General features: G+C 64.1%; 16 protein-coding genes. 14 read left to right on the top strand and 2 right to left on the bottom strand.

Features of this window, described 5'->3' with window-relative positions; genetic code table 11:
• Window positions 1-263: 263 nt before the first annotated feature.
• Window positions 264-2,795, bottom strand: coding sequence for an ABC transporter permease (locus tag KBW95_RS22960; RefSeq protein ID WP_211529423.1), 2,532 nt, complete (start codon window positions 2,793-2,795; stop codon window positions 264-266).
• Between the two features lie 9 nt (window positions 2,796-2,804).
• Window positions 2,805-3,812, bottom strand: coding sequence for an adenosine deaminase (locus tag KBW95_RS22965; RefSeq protein WP_211529424.1), 1,008 nt, complete (start codon window positions 3,810-3,812; stop codon window positions 2,805-2,807).
• A gap of 614 nt (window positions 3,813-4,426) precedes the next feature.
• On the opposite strand from KBW95_RS22965, the gene KBW95_RS22970 reads away from it, so the two are divergent.
• The 14 genes from KBW95_RS22970 (at window position 4,427) to KBW95_RS23035 (ending at window position 22,050) form a co-directional block, all read left to right on the top strand.
• Entirely contained in the window at window positions 4,427-6,349 is a 1,923-nt protein-coding gene (locus KBW95_RS22970; protein WP_211523865.1) for a PrkA family serine protein kinase, read from the top strand.
• Window positions 6,350-6,588: 239 nt separating this feature from the next.
• Entirely contained in the window at window positions 6,589-7,860 is a 1,272-nt protein-coding gene (locus KBW95_RS22975; protein ID WP_211523866.1) for a YeaH/YhbH family protein, read from the top strand.
• A gap of 13 nt (window positions 7,861-7,873) precedes the next feature.
• Window positions 7,874-9,400, top strand: coding sequence for a SpoVR family protein (locus tag KBW95_RS22980; RefSeq protein ID WP_211523867.1), 1,527 nt, complete (start codon window positions 7,874-7,876; stop codon window positions 9,398-9,400).
• 1,181 nt (window positions 9,401-10,581) lie between these two features.
• Complete coding sequence (locus KBW95_RS22985) at window positions 10,582-11,241, top strand: energy transducer TonB (protein WP_211523868.1); 660 nt, start codon at window positions 10,582-10,584, stop codon at window positions 11,239-11,241.
• Window positions 11,242-11,324: 83 nt separating this feature from the next.
• On the top strand, window positions 11,325-12,257 hold the full coding sequence (locus tag KBW95_RS22990) for a MotA/TolQ/ExbB proton channel family protein (protein ID WP_211523869.1): 933 nt from the start codon (window positions 11,325-11,327) through the stop codon (window positions 12,255-12,257).
• Between the two features lie 2 nt (window positions 12,258-12,259).
• On the top strand, window positions 12,260-12,688 hold the full coding sequence (locus KBW95_RS22995; protein WP_211523870.1) for a biopolymer transporter ExbD: 429 nt from the start codon (window positions 12,260-12,262) through the stop codon (window positions 12,686-12,688).
• 72 nt (window positions 12,689-12,760) lie between these two features.
• On the top strand, window positions 12,761-13,192 hold the full coding sequence (locus KBW95_RS23000) for a biopolymer transporter ExbD (protein ID WP_211523871.1): 432 nt from the start codon (window positions 12,761-12,763) through the stop codon (window positions 13,190-13,192).
• 68 nt (window positions 13,193-13,260) lie between these two features.
• A complete protein-coding gene (locus tag KBW95_RS23005) occupies window positions 13,261-14,487 on the top strand; it encodes a lipopolysaccharide assembly protein LapB (RefSeq protein ID WP_211529425.1) in 1,227 nt (408 codons plus the stop codon).
• Window positions 14,488-14,711: 224 nt separating this feature from the next.
• Window positions 14,712-15,683, top strand: a complete 972-nt coding sequence (locus tag KBW95_RS23010) for a bifunctional riboflavin kinase/FAD synthetase (protein WP_211529426.1) — start codon at window positions 14,712-14,714, stop codon at window positions 15,681-15,683.
• A 75-nt stretch (window positions 15,684-15,758) separates the two neighbouring features.
• Window positions 15,759-18,641, top strand: coding sequence for an isoleucine--tRNA ligase (gene ileS / locus KBW95_RS23015; RefSeq protein WP_211529427.1), 2,883 nt, complete (start codon window positions 15,759-15,761; stop codon window positions 18,639-18,641).
• Between the two features lie 63 nt (window positions 18,642-18,704).
• On the top strand, window positions 18,705-19,235 hold the full coding sequence (lspA, locus tag KBW95_RS23020) for a signal peptidase II (protein WP_211523875.1): 531 nt from the start codon (window positions 18,705-18,707) through the stop codon (window positions 19,233-19,235).
• A 16-nt stretch (window positions 19,236-19,251) separates the two neighbouring features.
• Window positions 19,252-20,472, top strand: a complete 1,221-nt coding sequence (gene coaBC / locus KBW95_RS23025; protein ID WP_211523928.1) for a bifunctional phosphopantothenoylcysteine decarboxylase/phosphopantothenate--cysteine ligase CoaBC — start codon at window positions 19,252-19,254, stop codon at window positions 20,470-20,472.
• Between the two features lie 12 nt (window positions 20,473-20,484).
• A complete protein-coding gene (dut, locus tag KBW95_RS23030) occupies window positions 20,485-20,934 on the top strand; it encodes a dUTP diphosphatase (protein ID WP_211523876.1) in 450 nt (149 codons plus the stop codon).
• A gap of 18 nt (window positions 20,935-20,952) precedes the next feature.
• Window positions 20,953-22,050: a M48 family metallopeptidase gene (locus KBW95_RS23035; protein WP_211523877.1), complete on the top strand. Its 1,098-nt coding sequence runs from the start codon at window positions 20,953-20,955 to the stop codon at window positions 22,048-22,050.
• Window positions 22,051-22,172: the final 122 nt, after the last annotated feature.

A 22,172-nucleotide genomic window follows, 5' to 3' on the forward strand; every position in this document is an offset into this window, starting at 1 on the left:
GACTGCTTCCGGGTTTGGCGGTCCACACAGCCCGCCATGATCGCCCCCCCGCCGCGGCCGGGGGCCGCGCCAAGACAGTTTGTTGCACTTCGAACCTATCCCAGCAGGGAATGAGTCGCTTTCGGCGCGCCTGACAAGCGCGTGCTGCGTTGCTCGTCGTTGCATGGCTCGCCATGCGGCCTCCTCGCGCCTTGCCCGCACTTGCCATGCATCGCGGACGCGCATGTCGCCGCCCGCTTCCTCTTCCCTACTGAGATAGGTTCTCAGGCTTCGCGCAGGGTCTGCAGCGGCGGATGGCGCAGCACGCCGCGCAGGCCCAGCCAGCCGCCGATGATCGCGCACAGCGCGCCCACCACCAGCCCGGCCAGCCACACGCCCGGCTCGAACACCCACGGGAACTTGAACTGGTAGGTCGCCAGCCCCCAGCCCAGCGCCGCCGCGCCGCTCGCCGCCAGCAGGCCGGCCAGACCGCCCACCAGCACGAACTCGATGCGCTGGGCCTGCGCCAGCTGCTGTTTGGTCGCGCCCAGCGCGCGCAGCAGCCCGGCCTCGCGGGTGCGCTCGGACTGCGATCCCATCAGGGCCGCATACAGCACCAGCACGCCCGAGGCCAGCGTGAACAGGAACAGGAACTCCACCGCCGTCACCACCTGGTCCAGCACTTCCTGCAGCTGGCGGATGATGCCGGAGACGTCGATCACGGTCAGGTTCGGATAGGCGCGCGTGAGGCTGTTGGCGAGCCTGGCGCCTTCCTGTTTCAGGTGGAAGGCCGTCATGTAGGTGGTCGGCGCATTCGCCATCGCGCTCGGGTTGATGATGACGAAGAAGTTGGCGCGCATCGATCCCCATTCCAGCTTGCGCAGGCTGGTGATCTTCGCGTCCACGACCAGGCCGCCCATGTCGAAGCGCATCACGTCGCCGAGCTTGAGGCCCAGGGTCGTGGCGATGCCCTGCTCCACCGAGGCTTCCGCCACGCCCGGCGCATCCTTGTACCAGCTGCCGGCGACGATCTCGTTCCCGAGCGGTGCGCTCTGCATGGTCGAAAGGTTGAACTCGCGGTTGGCCAGGCCGCGCGCACGGTCCTCCTGGTAGGTCTCGCGCGTGACGAGCTTGCCGTTGATGGCGGTGAGGCGGCCGCGGATCATCGGATACAGCACCGGGTCCTGGACGGCGGCCGCGCGCAGTTGCTGCTCCACGCCCACCTTCTGCTCGGGCAGGATGTTGATGATGAAGCGATTGGGCGCGTCGGCCGGGGTGGCCAGGCGCCAGGCCTGCATCAGGTCGCCGCGCACCACGGTGAGCAGCAGCAGCGCCATCAGGCCCAGCGCCAGCGACACCACCTGCACCACGGTCGCGCCGGGACGGCGCTGCAGCGAGGTGACGGCGAAGCGCCAGCCCTGGTGGCGGATGCTGCCGCGCAGGCGGCGCAGCAGCAGCAAGCCGAGCCAGGCCACCAGCGCGAACACGCCGAAGCCGGCCAGGAAGCCGCCCGCCGTCATCAAGGCCAGCTTGGGATCGCCCGCCTGCCACAGCAGCAGCCCCAGGAATACGCCCACGCCCAGGCCATAGGTGGCCAGCGCGGCGGGCTGCGGCGCGGCCTGCTCGCGGCGGATCACGCGGTTGTGCGGCACGTTGCGCAGCTGCAGGACCGGCGGCAGCGCGAAGCCGACCAGGAGCAGCATGCCGGTGGCGATGCCCTGCAGCGCCGGCAGCGGGGAGACCGGCGGCAGCTCGGTCGGGATCATGTTGCCGATCAGTTGCAAGAGCACGAAGTGGGCGCCGAAGCCCACCAGCACGCCGATCAGGCTGCCCGCCAGGCCGACCAGGGCGAACTCAAGCAGGTACATGGCGCCCACCTGGTTCTGCGTCATCCCCAGGCAGCGCAGCATGGCGCAGGCGTCCAGGTGGCGCTGCATGAAGCGGCGCGCCGCCATCGCCACGGCGACCGCCGCCAGCATCGCCGACAGCAGGCCGACCAGCGACAGGAAGCGGTCGGCGCGGTCCAGGGTCGCGTTCATCTCCGGGCGGCCGTTCTCGAGGGTCTCGATGCGCACGCCGCGCACATTGCCTTCCTTGATTTTCGCGCGCAGCCAGCTCTCGTAGGCGCGGATCGGCGCCGCGTCGTTGGCGGAGGGTGCCGCGACCTGCATGCGGAAGGTCACGCGCGCGAAATCGTCGACCAGGCCCGTGGCCTTGAGGTCTTCGATCGCGATCATCACGCGCGGTGCGAAGTTGGCGAAGTTGGCGCCCTTGTCCGGTTCGGCGGCGATCAGCTGCGTGATGCGGAAGCGGCTCTCGCCAAGCTGGATGCTGTCGCCGACCTTGGCCTGCAGCGAAGGCAGCAGGTTGGCGTCGACCCAGACGGCGCCGGGTTCCGGCGTGGCGCGCGTCTTCTGGCCGATGGCGGAACCGGCCTTGTCGGGATCGGTCGTGATGCTCAGCTGCCCGCGCAGCGGATAGCCGCGCGAGACCGCCTTGATCGAGGCCAGCTGGGCGCGCGAGTCGTCCCCTTCGCCGGCCTGCGCCATGCTGGGGAAGCTCACAGTGTCGGCCAGCAGCAGGCCGCGCCGCACCGCTTCCTCGCGCCAGGCCTGCGGCACCGGGTTGTCGGCGTTCACCAGCAGGTCGGCGCCCAGCAGCTGGTGGGCGTCGCGGTTCAAGCCGGTGCGCATGCGGTCGATGAAGAAGCCCACCGACGATAGCGCGGACACGGCGACGATCAGCGCCACCAGCAGGAAGCGCAGCTCTCCGGCGCGCCAGTCGCGCGCCGTCATGCGTAAAGCCTGGAGGAACATGGGTGGCCCTTATGCGTTGGCGAAGAAGGCGTCGACCTCGGCCAGCCAGGCGCGCTTGCGCTCCGGCTCGACGAAGGCGGCGGCGAAGCTGTTGCGGGCCAGCTGGCGCGCATGCGTTTCATCCAGCGGCAAGGCCTCGAAGGCGGCCAGGAAGTTCTGGTTGATGTAACCGCCGAAATAGGCAGGGTCGTCCGAGTTCACGGTGGCCGCCAGGCCGGCGTCGAGCAGGCGGCGCAGGTTGTGGGTGCCCATCACGTCGAACACGCGCAGCTTGATGTTGGACAGCGGGCAGACGGTCAGCGCCATCTGCTCGCGCGCCAGGCGCTCCACCAGTTCCGGGCTTTCCAGGCAGCGCACACCGTGGTCGATGCGCTCGACGTTCAGCACGTCGAGGGCGCTGTCGATGTAGCTCGGCGGCCCCTCCTCGCCCGCATGGGCCACCAGGTGCAGGCCGAGCTGGCGGGCACGCTCGAACACGCGCGCGAATTTCTCCGGCGGGTGGCCGACTTCCGACGAATCCAGGCCGACGCCGATGAACTTGTCGCGGAAAGGCAGCGACTCCTCGAGGGTGGCGATGGCTTCGTCCTCGGACAGGTGGCGCAGGAAACACATGATCAGGCTGGCGCTGATCGGGCTGTCCTGGCAGGCGCGCCAGATGCCGTTGATCACTGTTTCAAAGGGGAGGCCGCGCGCGGTGTGGGTTTGCGGGTCGAAGAAGATCTCGGCGTGGCGCACGTTGTCGGCATGGGCGCGCGCCAGGTAGGCGGCGGTCATGTCGTAGAAATCCTGTTCCTTGAGCAGCACGCTCGCGCCTGCGTAATAGATATCCAGGAAGGATTGCAGGTCGCTGAAATCGTAGGCCTGGCGCAACGCCTCGACCGAGGGATAGTCCAGCTGCACGCCGTTCCTTTGCGCAAGCGCAAAGATCAGTTCGGGCTCGAGCGAGCCTTCGATATGGATGTGCAGCTCTGCCTTGGGCATCCCGGTCAGGAGGGCGCGCAGACGTTGGTCGAGCATGGTGTTCTCCGGCGATCGATTGAATTCGTTGCAGGGCCTGTCAGGACCCGGCCGTCAAGTGTAACGCATGCGCGCCGCCCCCCTTCCTTCATAGTGAAAACAGCCCCTTCGCACGCTTGATTCGCGTGCGCCACATGTTGAGTAGTTCGTGCACTATCGGTTCACAGTGTGAGGAAGAAAATGAGGATACAGCGGAGCATGGAATGGCGTTCGATCGTCGTCCCGAACCGCTCTGGCGCAGCGTTCCGGCAGCCCGCGAAAGGCGCTGCCGCAGCACTGTAAATATGTCAATTTTGTCTGTTGAATCAAGTACTTGAATCAGCCACACCAGCACGCACGACACTGCTTTGACTTCGGGAACTAATAGGCACATAATAAATTTCACAAACGCAAAAAAAAGACGCTCTCCAACCAGCGGGAGACCGGACAGTGCCACTCTGGACGATCCGGGACAACAAATATAAATCGCACCATGCTTCGGCCGCCGGCGATCCCGGCACCGCGCAGGAAGCGACCCACAAGGAGTACGCCAAATAAAGACCGGGGCCTGAGGCAGCCTTCGATGACGGGCTGCCATGACAGTGATCGTTGTTAGCACATTAAAGGACACACAAATGAGCATCTTTGACAACTACGCAGCCCGCTACGAGCGCACCCGGGAAGAGGAATACTCCATGACGGAGTATCTGCAGCTTTGCAAGAAGGACCCGCTGACCTATGCCAGCGCCCCGGAACGCATGCTTGCGGCGATCGGCGATCCGACCCTGGTCGATACCCGCCTCGATCCGCGCCTCTCGCGCATCTTCGCCAACAAAGTCATCAAGATCTATCCTGCCTTCCGCGAGTTCTACGGGATGGAGGAAGTGATCGAACAAGTCGTCTCCTACTTCCGCCATGCGGCCCAGGGACTGGAAGAGCGCAAGCAGATCCTCTACCTGCTGGGTCCCGTCGGCGGCGGCAAATCCTCGATCGCCGAGAAGCTCAAGGCCCTGATGGAGCACGTGCCCTTCTACGCGATCAAGGGCTCGCCCGTGAACGAATCGCCGCTGGGCCTGTTCAACGAGGAAGAGGACGGCACCATCCTCGAAGAGGACTACGGCATCCCGCGCCGCTACCTGCGCAGCATCCCCAGCCCGTGGGCGGTCAAGCGCCTGCACGAGTTCGGCGGCGACATCAACAAGTTCCGCGTCGTCAAGCGCTACCCGTCGATCCTGAAACAGGTCGCGATCTCCAAGACCGAGCCGGGCGACGAGAACAACCAGGACATCTCCTCCCTCGTCGGCAAGGTCGACATCCGCAAGCTCGAGGACTACGCCCAGGACGATCCGGACGCCTACAGCTACTCCGGCGGCCTGTGCCTGGCGAACCAGGGCCTGATGGAATTCGTCGAGATGTTCAAGGCCCCGATCAAGGTCCTGCACCCGCTGCTGACGGCCACCCAGGAAGGCAACTACAAGGGCACCGAAGGCTTCGGCGCGATTCCCTTCGAGGGCATCGTGCTGGCGCACTCCAACGAGTCCGAATGGAAGACCTTCCGCAACAACCGCAACAACGAGGCATTCCTCGACCGTATCTACATCGTCAAGGTGCCCTACTGCCTGCGCGTGTCGGACGAGATCAAGATCTACGACAAGCTGCTGCGCCACTCCTCGCTCGACAAGGCGCCCTGCGCGCCCGGCACCCTGCGCATGATGGCCCAGTTCGCCGTGCTGTCGCGCCTGAAGGATCCGGAGAACTCCAGCATCTATTCCAAGATGCTGGTCTACGACGGCGAGAACCTGAAGGACACCGATCCCAAGGCCAAGTCGCTGCACGAGTACGTCGACTATGCCGGCGTGGACGAAGGCATGAACGGCCTGTCGACCCGCTTCGCCTTCAAGATCCTGTCCAAGGTCTTCAACTTCGACAACACCGAAGTGGCGGCCAATCCGGTGCACCTGCTCTACGTGCTCGAGCAGCAGATCGAGCGCGAGCAGTTCCCGCCGGAGACCGAGCAGCGCTACCTCTCCTATATCAAGGAGCACCTGGCCCAGCGCTACGTCGACTTCATCGGCAAGGAGATCCAGACGGCCTACCTGGAAAGCTATTCCGAGTACGGCCAGAACATCTTCGACCGCTACGTCACCTTCGCCGACTTCTGGATCCAGGACCAGGAGTTCCGCGACCCGGACACCGGCGAGAGCTTCGACCGCGAATCGCTCAACGCCGAACTGGAGAAGATCGAGAAGCCGGCAGGCATCTCGAATCCGAAGGATTTCCGAAACGAAATCGTCAACTTCAGCCTGCGTGCCCGCGCCACCAATGCCGGCAAGAACCCGGCATGGACCAGCTACGAGAAATTCCGTAGCGTGATCGAGAAGAAGATGTTCTCGAATACCGAGGAACTCCTGCCTGTGATTTCGTTCAATGCGAAAGCGAGCGCCGAGGATGCCAACAAGCATGCCGACTTCGTGGCCCGCATGGTCGAGAAAGGCTATACGCCGAAACAGGTGCGGCTCCTGTGCGAATGGTACCTGCGCGTGCGTAAATCCTCGTAAGCCTGCCCTGCTCTTTCATCGTGCGCCGCCTGCCAGCCTGCCGCTGCAGGCTCCGGCGCACAGCAGGACGGCGGCGCGGCGGCAAGGTTCGCAGCGACACTTTGTGGCGTGGCTGATGCAAGCCACGCGTGCCGTGCACGCCCGATTGCGCAGCGTATTAAGATAAGGGTGCACGCCATGTGCGGGCGCCCACGCCGGGACGCAATCCGGTCCCGCGCACTTTCAGCAGGAGGCCTGTTTTGACTTACCTCATCGACCGTCGCTTGCAAGGCAAGAACAAGTCAGCAGTCAACCGCGAACGCTTCCTGCGCCGCTACAAGGCGCAGATCAAGGACGCGGTGGGCCGCGCGATCAAGGGCCGCTCGATCACCGATATCGAGAACGGCGAAAAGGTCTCCATTCCCGTCAAGGACGTGAACGAACCTCATTTTGGCCACGCTCACGGTGGCGTCTGGGAAACGGTCAACCCGGGCAATACCGAATACCAGAAAGGCGACCAGTTCAACCGTCCGCGCGGCGGCGGCGGCGGCTCTGGACGCGGGCGGGCCGGCAACAGCGACCAGACCACCGAGGACGACTTCATCTTCGAGCTCTCGCGCGAAGAATTCATGAATTACTTCTTCGAGGATCTTGAGTTGCCGAACATGGTCAAGACGCAGCTGACCCAGACCATCGAGTACAAGAACCAGCGCGCCGGCTACAACGTGTCGGGCACGCCCTCGAACATCCACGTGCTGCGCTCGCTGCGCGGCGCGCTCGGCCGCCGCATCGCCGTCGGCGGCCCGGCGCGGCGCCAGCTGGCCGAGGCGGAGGCCGAGCTGCAGGCCCTGCTCGACGCAGGCGCGCCCTCGGACGACGAGATGGTGGTCGAGCTGAAGGACCGCATCCACCACCTGCACATCCGGCTGAATGCGATTCCCTTCATCGATCCCTTCGACCTGCGCTACTCGAACCGCATCAAGGTGCCCAAGCCGAGCACCCAGGCCGTGATGTTCTGCATCATGGACGTGTCCGGCTCGATGGACGAGACCCGCAAGGACACGGCCAAGCGCTTCTTCATCCTGCTCTACCTCTTCCTCAAGCGCGTGTACGAGAAGATCGAAGTGGTCTTCATCCGCCACCACACGGCCGCGGCCGAGGTCGACGAGAACGAGTTCTTCCATTCACGCGAATCGGGCGGCACCGTGGTGTCCTCGGCCCTGCACCTGCTGCAGAAGATCCTCGCCGAGCGCTACGGCAGCGCCGACTGGAACGCCTACGTGGCCCAGGCCTCGGACGGCGACAACTGGGACAACGACTCGGTCCTGTGCAAGCAGCTGCTGGGCAGCGGCATCATGCCGCGGGTGCAGTACTACACCTATGTCGAGATCACCGACGGCCCGCCGCAGAACCTGTGGGAGCAGTATTGCGAAGTCGCCGCCCAGCACCGCAACTTCGCGATGCAGAAGATCGTGACCCCGGCCGACATCTACCCGGTATTCCGGGAGCTGTTCAAGAAGCAGGCCAAGTAGAACGGAGGCACGCATGCCAGACGACCGCACCAATAATCCGCGCGCCCTGCCCGACCAGTCGGAGTGGACCTTCGACCTGATCGAGCACGCGCACGAGGAAATCAAGCGGGTGGCCAAGCGCTACGGCCTGGACACCTACCCCAACCAGCTCGAGATCATCACCGCCGAGCAGATGATGGATGCCTACACCTCCGTGGGCATGCCGGTTTCGTACAACCACTGGTCCTTCGGCAAGCATTTCCTCTCCACCGAGAAGAGCTACCGCCGCGGCCAGATGGGCCTGGCCTACGAGATCGTCATCAATTCCAATCCGTGCATCGCCTACCTGATGGAAGAGAACAGCCTGACGATGCAGGCGCTGGTGATCGCCCACGCGGCCTATGGCCACAACTCTTTCTTCAAAGGCAATTACCTGTTCCGCACCTGGACCGATGCGGACGCCATCGTCGACTACATGGTGTTCGCCAAGAACTACATCGCGGAGTGCGAGCAGCGCTACGGCATCGATGCGGTCGAGGAGTTGCTCGACTCCTGCCATGCGCTGCAGAACTATGGCGTGGACCGCTACAAGCGTCCGGCCAAGCTTTCCGTGGCCCAGGAAACGGCGCGCCAGAAAGAGCGCGAGGAATACGCCCAGTCCCAGGTCAATGAATTGTGGCGCACCCTGCCGCGCACCGAGGAGCAGGCGCATGAGGCGGCGCCGGCGCGCTTCCCGCCCGAGCCCGAGGAGAACCTGCTTTACTTCATCGAGAAGTACGCGCCCCTGCTCGAGCCCTGGCAGCGCGAGCTGGTCCGGATCACGCGCAAGATCTCTCAGTATTTTTATCCGCAGCGCCAGACCCAGGTGATGAACGAGGGCTGGGCCACGTTCTGGCACTACACGATCCTGCAGGACTTGTACAAGGAAGGGATCGTCGGCGACGGCTTCATGCTGGAGTTCCTGCAAAGCCATACGAACGTGGTCTACCAGCCGCCCGCGACCAGCCCGTATTACAGCGGCATCAATCCGTATGCGCTGGGCTTCGCCATGATGACCGACATCCGGCGCATCTGCGAAGACCCGACCGACGAGGATCGGGCCTGGTTCCCGGATATCGCCGGCAGTGACTGGCTCAAGACCCTGGACTTTGCCATGCGCAATTTCAAGGACGAAAGCTTCATCGCCCAGTACCTGTCGCCCAAGCTGATCCGCGACTTCCACTTCTTCGCCGTGCTCGACGACGACCGCAGCGACAAGCTGACGATCTCGGCGATCCACGACGACCAAGGCTACCGCTACGTGCGCCATAAGCTGGCCGAGCAGTACAACCTGGGCAGCCGCGAGCCCAACATCCAGGTGTGGCAAGTCAATACACGCGACGACCGCGCCCTGACCCTGCGCCACACGCAGTTCAACCGCAGGCCCTTGAACCAGCAGGCCCAGGAAGTGCTCAAGCACGTCGCGCGCCTGTGGGGCTTCGATGTGAAGCTGGAGACCGTGGACCCGAGCGGCCACGTGGTCAGCTTCCTCGAGTGCCGGCGCGAAAAGCGCGGACGCTGAGCGCAATACTGCCGCGAACCGCGCGGCAGTCCTGCTTCGCCGGCGTCGCCCGCCGGCGTTTTCCCTCGCCGCATGCCTGTCCCAGCTTGACGGTCAGCCAGGCCAGCCTGCGGTCTCGCGTCACTACGCAAGCCTGATGCAGCGAACCCGCCGCCCCTGCTGAACGCACGCTCGCGCGATCGGCCCCGCCGCCCTCCTTCTTATCTTATAGAGATGAAGCCAGCCGATGCATGGCGGCAGCCGAGCGCGTCGACGGCGGCGCAGTTGTGTGGCCTTGCAGGCGCCCGCCCCGACCTGGAGCCACCGCGCTGCGTTCCTGCTCAAGGCTGCCCTGGTCCTGGCCCCGGCAGCGCGCCACCAGCAGGCACAACCGAGCTCTTCGGCGCTCAAGCAGACCCCAGGCATCACTAGCCTTGCCAGGCAATGCGCTTTCCTGAAAGTTCACTACATCCGGGCAGCCGAAATCCTCGTTTGGGGCCTTCGAAACCCACTCTTTCGGCCGCCGCCGACGATCCGCAAGCCCAAATTTCTCCATCCCCACGTCATTCCTTCTTCTACCTAAGAGAAGTTGACACCTCAACACGCTCGCAAGAACAAGTTGAATGAACGCCCGTGCACGTAACATGTGCACCGCAAGGTTCACTTCTCCCCTTTTTGGCGCGTCACTTTCATTTTTGTCAATGCAGAGTGTTGGTTTGACATCAGACTGGCTGATGTCAAGCGATATATCTGCTATCACTTTTATTTATACTCTCTAGGGAAGCACGCTGCGAACGGCGGCAACTCAACTGTACGCACAGCTTTCTGAAAACTGGCTATAGTTTGCAAAAAGACCAGAGTTACATAATAGGAAATTTGCTGAGCACGTGATTTTTCGTGAGAAATTTGGCAAATAGGGTGGATTGACCGGATCTTCTACACCATGAGGAGAATTGCTACACAAAATTACAAAACATTTCTGCTTCGTTCACCACCCGACAGCCTGCTTTGAGCTTGTATAGATGAGCCCGTTTGCCTGCATTTACAGGCAGTTAGGCACCCTTTTGGTGCTGTAAAAATGTATGTGCAAAAAAGAATTCGTAGGTATAATTCTTCGATGTCCCGGATGCGGCTCCTAGCGTTCTGTCGTGTTTTGTGGGTTTGGTAGCAACAAAAAAGAGTTGGTATTGGAGAAATATGGCATGAATTTTACGAATGAGAAGAACCCCGGGAAGAACATGACCGGCTTCATCATCGTTCTCCTGCTGCACGTGCTGGTTGCGTGGGCCATCGTGAATGGTCTGGGCACCCGAATCGTCAGCAAGGTGACGGAAGCGGTCGAAACCAAACTGATCGAAGAAGTGAAGCCGCCGCCGCCGCCGGAAACTCCGCCGCCGCCGCCGCCGCCGGAAATGAAGGCCCCGCCGCCTCCGTTCATCCCGCCGGTCGAAGTGCAGGTGAATACGCCGCCGCCGCCGACCAACGCGATCACCACGGCAACCAATACGCCGCCGCCGACCACCTCGCTGGCTCCGCCGGCACCGCCAGCACCTCCGGCTCCGCCGGCGCCGGCACGTGGTCCGAGCCGCACCGAAGCCGTGGCCGACTTTAATACTTGCGCACGTCCGGAATACCCGCGTTCGTCGCAGCGTAACGAAGAAACCGGTACCACCACCCTTCAGTTCCTGATCGGTGTCGATGGTCGAGTGATGGATTCCAAGCTGGCGAAGTCGAGTGGCTTCCGTGACTTGGACCGGGCCGCACAGTCGGCTCTGAGCAAATGCCGATTCAAGCCAGCCATGGTTGATGGCAAGCCGGAACAGGCGTGGACAGCGGTGCAGTACGTCTGGACGCTGGAATAAAACCGAGGCAGAACACCGTCTCACCTTTTGATTTTCGTTGTCATTAGTTCAGCGAACTGTCTATTTAATATTTTGGAGGAAGCATGTTTAAGAATACCCGTTTGTCCGCTATCCTGGCGGCTGTCCTGTTCTCGGTAACGGCAGCATCGGCCCTGGTGTCCGCACCGGCCTTCGCTGACGCACCGGCAGCACCGGCAGCAGCTCCGGCAGCTGACGCGGCCGCTCCGGCAGCCGACGCCGCTGCACCGGCAGCCGACGCAGCCGCCGCTCCGGCAGGCGACGCAGCCGCCGCCGCTCCGGCCGCTGCAACCGAAGAAGAAGTCCACAACCCGTACGGCATCGGCGCCATGTGGGAAGAAGGCGACTTCGTCAACAAGGGCACCATCATCATCCTGTCGCTGATGTCGATCGGTTCGTGGTACATCATCATCACCAAGCTGATCGACCAGCAGAAGATCATGCGCCAGTCGAAGGAAGTCTCGGCCAAGTTCTGGAAGGCTCCGTCGATCGCCGCTGGCTCGGCAGCCCTGAAAGAAGGTTCGCCGTTCCGCTTCATCGCTGAAACCGGCACCAAGGCAACCCAGCACCACGACGGCGCCCTGCTCGAGCAGATCGACCTGTCGACCTGGGTGACCATGCAGATCCAGCGCGCCGTGGACCGCGTCCAGTCGCGTCTGCAAGACGGCCTGTCGTTCCTGGCAACCGTCGGTTCGACCTCGCCGTTCATCGGTCTGTTCGGTACCGTCTGGGGCATCTACAACGCACTGACCGCTATCGGTATGTCGGGTAACGCTTCGATCGACAAGGTCGCAGGTCCGGTGGGTGAAGCACTGATCATGACCGCCTTCGGTCTGTTCGTGGCAGTTCCGGCCGTTCTGGGCTACAACTGGCTGGTGCGTCGTAACAAGTCGGTCATGGAAGATGTCCGTTCGTTCAGCGCCGACGTGCACTCGGTCCTGATCTCGGGCGCCATGTCGACCTCGAACGCCGCCGCAAGCGCTAAAAAGGCTGGCTAATCATGTCGATGAGTGTCGGCTCCGATAGCGGAGATGATGATGCCGTGATGTCAGAGATCAACACGACGCCGCTTGTCGACATCATGTTGGTTCTCCTGATCATCTTCCTGATCACCAGTCCGGTGGTGCTGAACCTGCAGAAAGTTTCGCTGCCTGCAGAGACGAACCAGGTTACCAAGACCAAACCGGAAGACGTCAATATCACCATCAATAAAGATGGCGAGATGTACTACAACCAGACGCGCATCGCGAACACGGACGAGCTGTTCAAGTTCCTCGCGGAGCAGTCGGTGAAGCAGCCGCAGCCTGCCGTGAAAGTTCGTGGCGACCAGGAGTCCCGCTACGAAGCGATCGGTCGGGTGATCTACACGGCACAGCGTGCTGGGATTCAGAAGGTCGGTTTCGTGATCGAACCGCCTGACAAGATGTAAGAACTCTTGTCCGCGGTGCCCGGTTTTGCCGGGCACCGCGTCCGTTACCCCAACATTTGAAAAGGAAACATCATGGGTATGAACGTAGGTTCGGGCTCCGCAAAAGGAGCCGATCCGGAACCGATGATGGAAATGAACATGACGCCGCTGATCGACGTCTTGCTCGTTCTCATCATTATGATGATTATCACGATTCCGAAACAGAACCACTCGGTTAATCTGAACATGCCGGTCGGGACTCCGCCGCAGACTAATGAGAAACCGATTGTGGTCACGATCGACGTGGACTTCGACGGCACCATCCTCTGGGACGGTGAAGTGATCCCGAATCGTCAGGCGCTGGAAGCGAAAATGAACAGCGTCGCCGCGATGCCAAACCAGCCGGAAGTGCACCTGCGTCCGAACAAGCTGGTAGAGTACAAGGTGGTGGCTGGTGTCATGGCAACCGCCCAGCGTCTCGGCGTCACCAAGATCGGCATGGTCGGTAACGAGCAGTTCCAGTAATCGTTCCATGTTAGACCAACACGGCAGGGGCTCCCTGCCGTGTCCATTTTGAAAAAAGGATTTTTCCGATGATTAAATTCCGTCTCGCACACCTTGGCCTCGCGCTGGCCGCGCTTGGTTTCACTGCGGCTGTTCCTGTCGTGGGCCTGGCCCCCGTGCACGCCGCTGTCTCGCTGCGTCCGGAAGTCGGCAAACCGCTGCAACAGGCGCAGACCCAGATCAAGCAAGGCAATGCCAAAGGCGCGCTGGCGACCCTGCGCGAAGCGGACAAGGCAGCAAAGAGCGACGACGAGCGCTTCCTGATCGAGCGCGTGCGCGCATCGGCAGCCTCGGCCGCCGGCGACTGGGACACCGCCGCCAATTCGTTCGAAAAGCTGCTGGACTCGGGCAAGCTGAGCGCGGGTGAGCGTTCGCAGTTCTCGGAAGGCCTGGTCGGCATCTACATGCGCGCCGGCGACCTGAACAAGGCGAACACCACCATCCTGAACCTGCTGAAGAAAGGCGACGATCCCAAGCTGCGCGCCTACCTGCTGCAGAACTATTACAAGCAAGGCAATGTCGCCGCTCTGGAAGCGGAACTGCGCAAGGCCGAAGCAAGCGGCCGCCTGAGCGAAGACCAGCTCGGCATGCTGGCCAACATCCAGCTGAAGAAGAACGACAAGGCGGGCTACGTCCAGACCATCGAGAAGCTGGCCGCCAGCTATCCGAAGGCCCAGTACTGGAACGACCTGCTGAACCGCGTGCAGGGCAAGCCGGGCTTCTCGGGCCGTCTGGCAGTGGACATCTACCGTCTGAAGCTGGCCAACAACCTGATGAAGAAGCCGAGCGAGTTCATGGAAATGGCCCAGCTGGTGCTGCAGGCGAAAGCCCCGGCCGAAGCGCTGAAGGTCATCGACAAGGGCTACAAGGCCGGCGCCCTGGGCACCGGTCCGGATGCGGGCCGTCACCAGCGCCTGAAGGACCTGGCCGAGAAGAACCTGGCCGAGCAGAACAAGGGCGTCGCCGCCCTGGAAGCCGAATACACCGCCGCCAAGGACAACGATGCCCTCGTCGGCCTCGGTTACGCGCTGGTGCAGGGTGGCCAGGCCGACAAGGGCCTGAAGATGATGGAAGCCGCGATCAAGGCCGGCGGCCTGAAGCGTGTCGACGAAGCCAAGCTGCGCCTGGGCGAAGCCTATGCCGCAGCCGGCAAGAAGTCGCAAGCCATCAGCACGCTCAAGACCGTTGGCGGCAAGGACGGCACCGCCGACCTGGCCCGCTACTGGATCATGGCGATCAATCGTCCGATCGCTTGATTCAAGTCGCTTGACGGAAAGCCGCCTTCGGGCGGCTTTTTTTTCGCCTCAGCGGTGCCGCGCCTGGCAATGCCGATGTTATTTTCCCAACGAACAATGCCCTTCCTCATGGCAGCAATGGGTCTCGCTGCTGTGCAACATCGGAGTTACCGCGCGGTTACCGTTATAATCAGGTATTTCGTGCCGGACGCCCACCTCCCCGGCTCGTGCAACTGGACCAATTGATGAAGGTATTCCGCGGACTTCCCAACGACAGGGCGCGCGCGCCCTGCGCGCTCACGATCGGCAACTTTGACGGTGTCCACCGTGGACACCAGGCATTGTTGGCGCACGTCCGCAGCGCCAGCGCCTCGCTTGGCCTGGAAGCCGCCGTCATGACCTTCGAACCCCATCCGCGCGAATACTTCGCCCAGCGCAGCGGCGACCTTTCCAAGGCCCCGGCGCGCATCGCCAACCTGCGCGACAAGCTGGACGACCTGGCCAAGGCCGGCATCGACCGCGTCATCGTCGAGCACTTCAACGAACACTTCGCGGCCCAGTCCCCCGAGGACTTCATCGCGCGCGTGCTGGTCGACGGCCTGCACGTCAAATGGCTGATGGTCGGCGACGACTTCCGCTTCGGTGCGCGCCGCGCCGGCGACATCCAGATGCTGCAGGAGGCCGGCCAGCGCTTCGGCTTCCAGGTCGAGACCCTGCCCGCCGTGATGCACGGCGCCCAGCGCATCTCGTCCTCGGCCGTGCGCGCGGCGCTGGCCGAAGGCGACTTCGCCCGCACCAGCGAACTGCTGGGCCACCCCTACACCATGTCGGGCCACGTGATCCACGGCCAGAAGCTGGGCCGTACACTCGGCTTCCCGACCCTGAACCTGCGCGTGGTGCACCGCCCCGCCCTGTCCGGCATCTTCGTGGTCCAGGTCCACGGCCTGGCGGACCAGCCGCTACCGGCGGTGGCCAGCCTGGGCGTGCGCCCGACCGTCGAAGACGCCGGCCGCATGCTGCTGGAAGTGCACCTGTTCGACTTCGCCCAGTCCTGCTACGGGAAGCTGGTGCGCGTCGAATTCCTGGCCAAGCTGCGCGACGAGGAAAAGTACGTCGACCTGCCCACCCTCACCGCCGCGATCGACAAGGACGCGGCCCAGGCGCGCGCCTTCTTCGCCCACCGCAACGGCGCCCTCACCGCGACCGACCGAATTTGACGCAGCCCGCCCGCGTCCGCGGCCGGCGCGTTTCCGGCCTGCGTCTTGAAACATATTCATTATCAGAAGAATCTTATGTCCGACTCTAAACAGAACACGCCCAAGGGCGCCAAGAAGCCTGAAAGCAAATACCCGGTCAACATGACCGACACGCCCTTCCCGATGCGCGGCGACCTCGCCAAGCGCGAGCCGGGCTGGGTCAAGCAGTGGCAAGACAAGAAAATCTATGAGCGCGTCCGCAAGGCGGCCGCCGGCCGCCCGAAGTTCATCCTGCACGACGGTCCGCCGTACGCCAACGGCGACATCCACCTGGGCCACGCCGTCAACAAGATCCTGAAAGACATGGTGGTCAAGTCGCGCACCATCGCCGGCTTCGACGCGCCCTATGTGCCGGGCTGGGACTGCCACGGCATGCCGATCGAGATCCAGATCGAAAAACAGTTCGGCAAGAACCTGCCGACCGCCGAGGTGCTGCAGAAAGCCCGCGCCTACGCGCTCGAGCAGATCGACCGCCAGCGCGCCGGCTTCATCCGCCTGGGCGTGCTGGGCGAATGGGACAACCCCTACATGACCATGGCCTTCAGTAACGAAGCCGACGAGCTGCGCGCCCTCGGCAAGCTGCTGGAGAAAGGCTATGTCTACCGCGGCCTGAAGCCCGTCAACTGGTGCTTCGACTGCGGCTCGGCCCTGGCCGAAGCGGAAGTGGAATACCAGGACAAGCGCGACCCGGCGATCGACGTCGGCTTCCCGTTCGCGGAACCGGAAAAAGTCGCCGCCGCCTTCCGCCTGGCTTCGCTGCCGACCGACTATGGCTTCATCGTGATCTGGACCACCACCCCGTGGACCATCCCGTCGAACCAGGCGCTGAACGTCAACCCGGAAGTCACTTACGCGCTGGTCCAGGCCGAGCGCGACGGCGCCCCGCTGCTGCTGATCCTGGCCGCCGACCTGGTGGAGTCCGTCCTGCAGCGCTACAAGCTGGAAGGCAAAGTCATCGCCACCACCCTGGGCGACAAGCTGGGCGGCCTGCGCTTCAAGCACCCGCTGTTCGCGCAAGACGCCTTCTACGACCGCACCTCGCCGGTCTACCTGGCCGACTACGTCACCACCGACAGCGGCACCGGCGTCGTGCACTCGGCCCCGGCCTACGGCCTGGAAGACTTCCAGTCCTGCAAGGCGCACGGCATGAAGGATGACGAGATCCTGAAGCCCGTGATGGGCGACGGCCGCTTCGCGTCCACCCTGCCGCTGTTCGGCGGCATGACCATCTGGGAAGCCAGCAAGCCGATCTGCGAAGCCCTGCGCGGCGCGGGCGCCCTGTTCGAGCTGAAGATGTTCGACCACAGCTACATGCACTGCTGGCGCCACAAGACCCCGATCGTCTACCGCGCCACCAGCCAGTGGTTCGCCGGCATGGACGTCACGCCGAAGGACGGCGGCCCGACCCTGCGCCAGACCGCGCTGGCCGGCATCGACGAGACCAAGTTCTTCCCGGACTGGGGCCAGGCGCGCCTGCACGGCATGATCGCCAACCGTCCGGACTGGACCCTGTCGCGCCAGCGCCAGTGGGGCGTGCCGATGGCCTTCTTCATCCACAAGGAGACCGGCGAGCTGCACCCGCGCACCCCGGAGCTGCTGGAGCAGGTCGCCCAGCTGATCGAGAAGGAAGGCATCGACGCCTGGCAGAAGCTCGACCCGGCCACCCTGCTGGGCGCGGACGCGGCCAGCTACGAGAAAAACAAGGACACCCTGGACGTGTGGTTCGACTCCGGCTCGACCCACCAGACCGTGCTGCGCGGCTCGCACAAGGAGCAGTCAAGCTTCCCGGCCGACCTTTACCTGGAAGGCTCGGACCAGCACCGCGGCTGGTTCCACTCCTCGCTACTGACCTCCTCGATGCTCAACGGCCGCCCGCCGTACAAGGCGCTGCTGACGCACGGCTTCACCGTCGACGAGCAGGGCAAGAAGATGTCCAAGTCGCTCGGCAACACGCTGGCGCCGCAGAAGATCTCGGACACCCTGGGCGCCGACATCCTGCGCCTGTGGGTGGCCTCGACCGACTACACCGGCGAGCTGTCGATCGGCGAAGAGATCCTCAAGCGCGTGACCGAGTCCTACCGCCGCATCCGCAACACCCTGCGCTTCCTGCTGGCGAATACCTCGGACTTCAATCCGGCCAAGGACAGCGTCCCGGTCGCCGAGCTGCTGGAAATCGACCGCTATGCGATCGCCGCGATGGCCCAGCTGCAGCAGGAGGTCGCCGCCAGCTTCGAGCGCTACGAGTTCCACCCGGTGGTCGCCCGCCTGCAGAACTACTGCTCGGAAGACCTGGGCGGCTTCTACCTCGACATCCTCAAGGACCGCCTGTACACCACCGGCGTGAACTCGCACGCGCGCCGCTCGGCCCAGACCGCGCTGTGGCACATCGCGCACAGCCTGCTGCGCCTGATGGCGCCGATCCTGTCCTTCACCGCCGAGGAAGCCTGGGCCGTGTTCGCGGGCGAGAAGGCCTTCGCGGAGAGCGACGAGACCATCTTCACCCAGACCCTGTGGACCTTCCCGGCGCTGCCGGACGGCGAGGCGCTGCTGGCCAAGTACGCCCTGCTGCGCGAAGTGCGCGCCAGCGTCACCAAGCAGCTGGAAGAGGTGCGCGCTTCCGGCGCCATCGGTTCCTCGCTGCAGGCCGAGCTGGCGATCAAGGCTGCGGGCGGGAAGTACCAGGCGCTCGCGAGCCTGGACGACGACCTGAAGTTCGTGTTCATCACTTCGCAGGCGACCGTCACTGAAGCCGCCAACGAAGCCGAGGAAAGCGTGACCGTGACCCCGTCGGAAGCGGAAAAGTGCGAGCGCTGCTGGCACTACCGCCGCGACGTCGGCCACGACCACGCGCACGCCGGCCTGTGCGGCCGCTGCGTGAGCAACCTGTTCGGCAGCGGCGAAGCCCGCCGCTTCGCCTAAGCCCCTCTTGGGTACTACCGCCATGCCGGATGAGCCGGCATGGCGGCATCCGACACCTCTACCATGGCAACCAAAAAGAAAACCGCAGTGTCCGGCGTCATGAAAGCCGCTCCCCAATCCAGCAGCGGCATGCTGCCCTGGCTGGGCCTCGCCCTGATCCTGGTGCTGCTCGACCAGGTCGTCAAGATCACCGTCGAGCGCAGCTTCCACTATGGCGAGACGCTGCCCGTCACCAGCTTCTTCAACCTGATCAAGGTCTACAACCCGGGCGCGGCCTTCAGCTTCCTGGGCGACGCCGGCGGCTGGCAGCGCTACCTGTTCACCGGCATCGCGGTGGTCGCGGTCGGCTACATCCTGTATCTGCTCAAGCGCCATCCCGGCCAGCGCCTGTTCTGCTTCGCCCTGGCCCTGATCATGGGCGGCGCGATCGGCAACGTGATCGACCGCCTGGCCTATGGCCACGTGATCGACTTCCTCGACTTCTACTGGAAGGGCCTGGGCCACTTCCCGGCCTTTAACATCGCCGACATCGGCATCTCCGTGGGCGCCTTCCTGTTCATCCTGGATGAGCTGCGCCGCGTGAACAAGTCCTGATTTTAGGAGCATGAACATGGACCTGAAGGGCAAGAAGATCGTCCTCGGCCTGACCGGCGGCGTCGCCTGCTACAAATCGGCGGAACTGTGCCGCGCCCTGGTCAAGCGGGGCGCCAGCGTGCAGGTCGTGATGACCGAGGCCGCGCTGCACTTCATCGGCGCGGTGACCATGCAGGCCCTGTCCGGGCACACGGTCTACACCGACCAGTGGGACCCGCGCGTGGCCAACAACATGGCCCACATCGACCTGACCCGCGGCGCCGACGCGGTCCTGATCTCGCCCTGCTCGGCCGATTTCATCCGCAAGCTGGCGCACGGCGCCTGCGACGACCTGCTCTCGACCCTGTGCGTGGCGCGCCCGCGCCATGTGCCGCTGCTGGTGGCCCCGGCGATGAACGTCGAGATGTGGGAGAACCCGGCCACCATGCGCAACGTGGCGCAGCTGCGCGAAGACGGCATCCACATCCTGGGCCCGGCCGCCGGTTCCCAGGCCTGCGGCGAGACCGGCTACGGCCGCATGCTCGAACCCGAAGAGCTGGTGGACGAGCTGATCGCCTCCTTCCAGCACAAGGTGCTGCTTGGTCGCCGCGTCCTGATCACGGCCGGCCCTACGTTTGAACCGATCGACCCGGTGCGCGGCATCACCAATCTCTCGTCCGGGAAGATGGGCTATGCGGTGGCGCGCGCGGCGCATGAAGCGGGCGCCGAGGTGACCCTGGTGTCCGGCCCCACCTCCCTGCCCACGCCGCACGGCGTGCGCCGCATCGACGTGCTCACCGCCCAGCAGATGCACGACGCCGTCATGGCCGGCATCGAAGGCCAGCACGTCTTCGTCGGCGTGGCCGCGGTAGCCGACTGGCGCGTGGCCAATGCCAGCGACCAGAAGCTGAAAAAACAGGAAGGCGGCGGCGCGCCCCAGCTGGAATTCGTGCAGAACGCCGACATCCTGGCCTCGGTGGCCTCCACCACCAGCCTGTCCGGCTGGCCGTATTGCGTCGGCTTTGCGGCGGAATCGGAAAACCTGATGGAATTTGGCGCCGCCAAGCGCGAGCGCAAAGGCATTCCGCTTCTGGTGGGTAATATTGGCCCTCAGACCTTCGGCCAGGACGACAACACCATCATCCTGTTCGACGAGAGCGGCCACACGGTGCTGCCGCGCGCGGACAAGCTCACGCTCGCGCGCCAGCTCGTGTCCGAGATCGCCAAGCGGCTCGAACGGCGCTCCCTCCTGACCTAAGCACAAGAACACATGAAGAACATCGACCTCAAGATCCTCGACCCGCGCATGAAGGATTTCCTGCCGGCCTACGGCACGCCCGGCAGCGCGGGCCTGGACCTGCGCGCCTGCGTGGACGCCCCCCTCACCATCGAGCCGGGACAGACCGTGCTGGTGCCCACCGGCCTGGCGATCCACATCGGCGATCCGGGCTATGCGGCCATGATCCTGCCGCGTAGTGGACTCGGCCATAAGAACGGCATCGTTCTCGGCAATCTGGTAGGCTTAATCGACTCCGACTACCAGGGCCAGCTGATGGTCTCGACCTGGAACCGCAGCCAGGCCGTGTTTACGCTGCAGCCGATGGATCGTCTCGCGCAGCTCATCGTGGTGCCTGTCCTGCAGGTGGGCTTCAACGTGGTGGAGGAGTTCGCATCGAGCGAACGGGGCGCCGGAGGGTTCGGCAGCACCGGCAAACAATAACAACATGTAAGGAGGACCATGACCCGCATCCATCGCCTGCCAACGCATTTCCGTCCGCTAGCGCTGGTCGTCGCCACCGCCGCACTCCTGTCGGCCTGCTCCACGCCCGGACCGACCGTGCCGGGCGCCCAGCCAGGCATCTTCGCCGGCCCCCAGCCGGCCAGGTCCGAGCTGAGCCCCCAGGTCGCCGCGGCGGCCGACACCCTCGACAAGATGGCCACCCTGCAGGACCGCCTGTACCGGGTCGCGGCTCCCCTCCTGATCGACAACGCGGAACTGTGCACCAAGCACGCCCGCAACCTGCTGGGCTTTACCGCCCAGAACCGCTACGACTACGCCGGCATCTATGGCGAGGCCGCCCACGTGGCCTTCGGCATGGGCGAGCGTCTCCAGGTCATCAACGTCCTGGCCGGCAGCGGCGCCGCCAAGGCCGGGCTGCGCAAGGGTGACGAACTGCTGGCCGCCGGCGGCAAGCCCTTGCCGGAAGGTCCCGAAGCGCGCGCGCAGGCCGGCGCCGTGTTCCGGCCGATCGTGACCAAGCAGGCAACCCTGCCGTTGACGATCGCCCGTGGCGGCAACACCCGCGATCTCAGCATCCCGGTCACCCGTGCCTGCGCCTTCGGCATCGAACTGGGCAACGCGGACAACGTCAACGCCTACGCGGACGGCCAGCGCGTGATGGTCACGCGCGGCATGATGAACTTCACCCAGAACGACGACGAACTGGCCTACGTGGTGGCGCGCTCCATGGCGCACAACATGCTGGGCCACGCGGCCACGCAACGCAACGCGGCGACCATCAGCAGCATCATCGACAACCTGATCCGCGTGACGCCGGATACCTCGATGCTGATCGGCAGCGCGGGCATCAAGGCCATGCCGGCCGAAAGCGATGCGGCGGCGGACCGGCTGGCCATGTACCTGCTGGCGCGGGCGGATTACCGGGTCGAAGGTGTGTCCGGGTTCTGGAAGCGGCTGGCGGGGACGTATCCGGCGACGGTGCTCAATGGCTATACGGCCAACCATCCGGGCATGGCGGCGCGGATCGCTGCGGTTGAGCGGGCGCTGGCGGAGGTCAGGTCGAAGAAGTCGGGCAATAAGCCGCTGGTGCCCTGAGGCGGTAACGCTGTTCTACTAAACTTGGGTCCCGGCCTGCGCGGGGACGACGTGCGTAAGTGCGTGTCCGAAATCGCTCATCCTGATTTCAACATTCACTTACCAACGTCGTCCCGGCGCAG

This window comes from Massilia sp. ZL223 (assembly GCF_018119395.1).
In the GTDB taxonomy this organism is placed as follows: Bacteria; Pseudomonadota; Gammaproteobacteria; order Burkholderiales; family Burkholderiaceae_D; genus Telluria.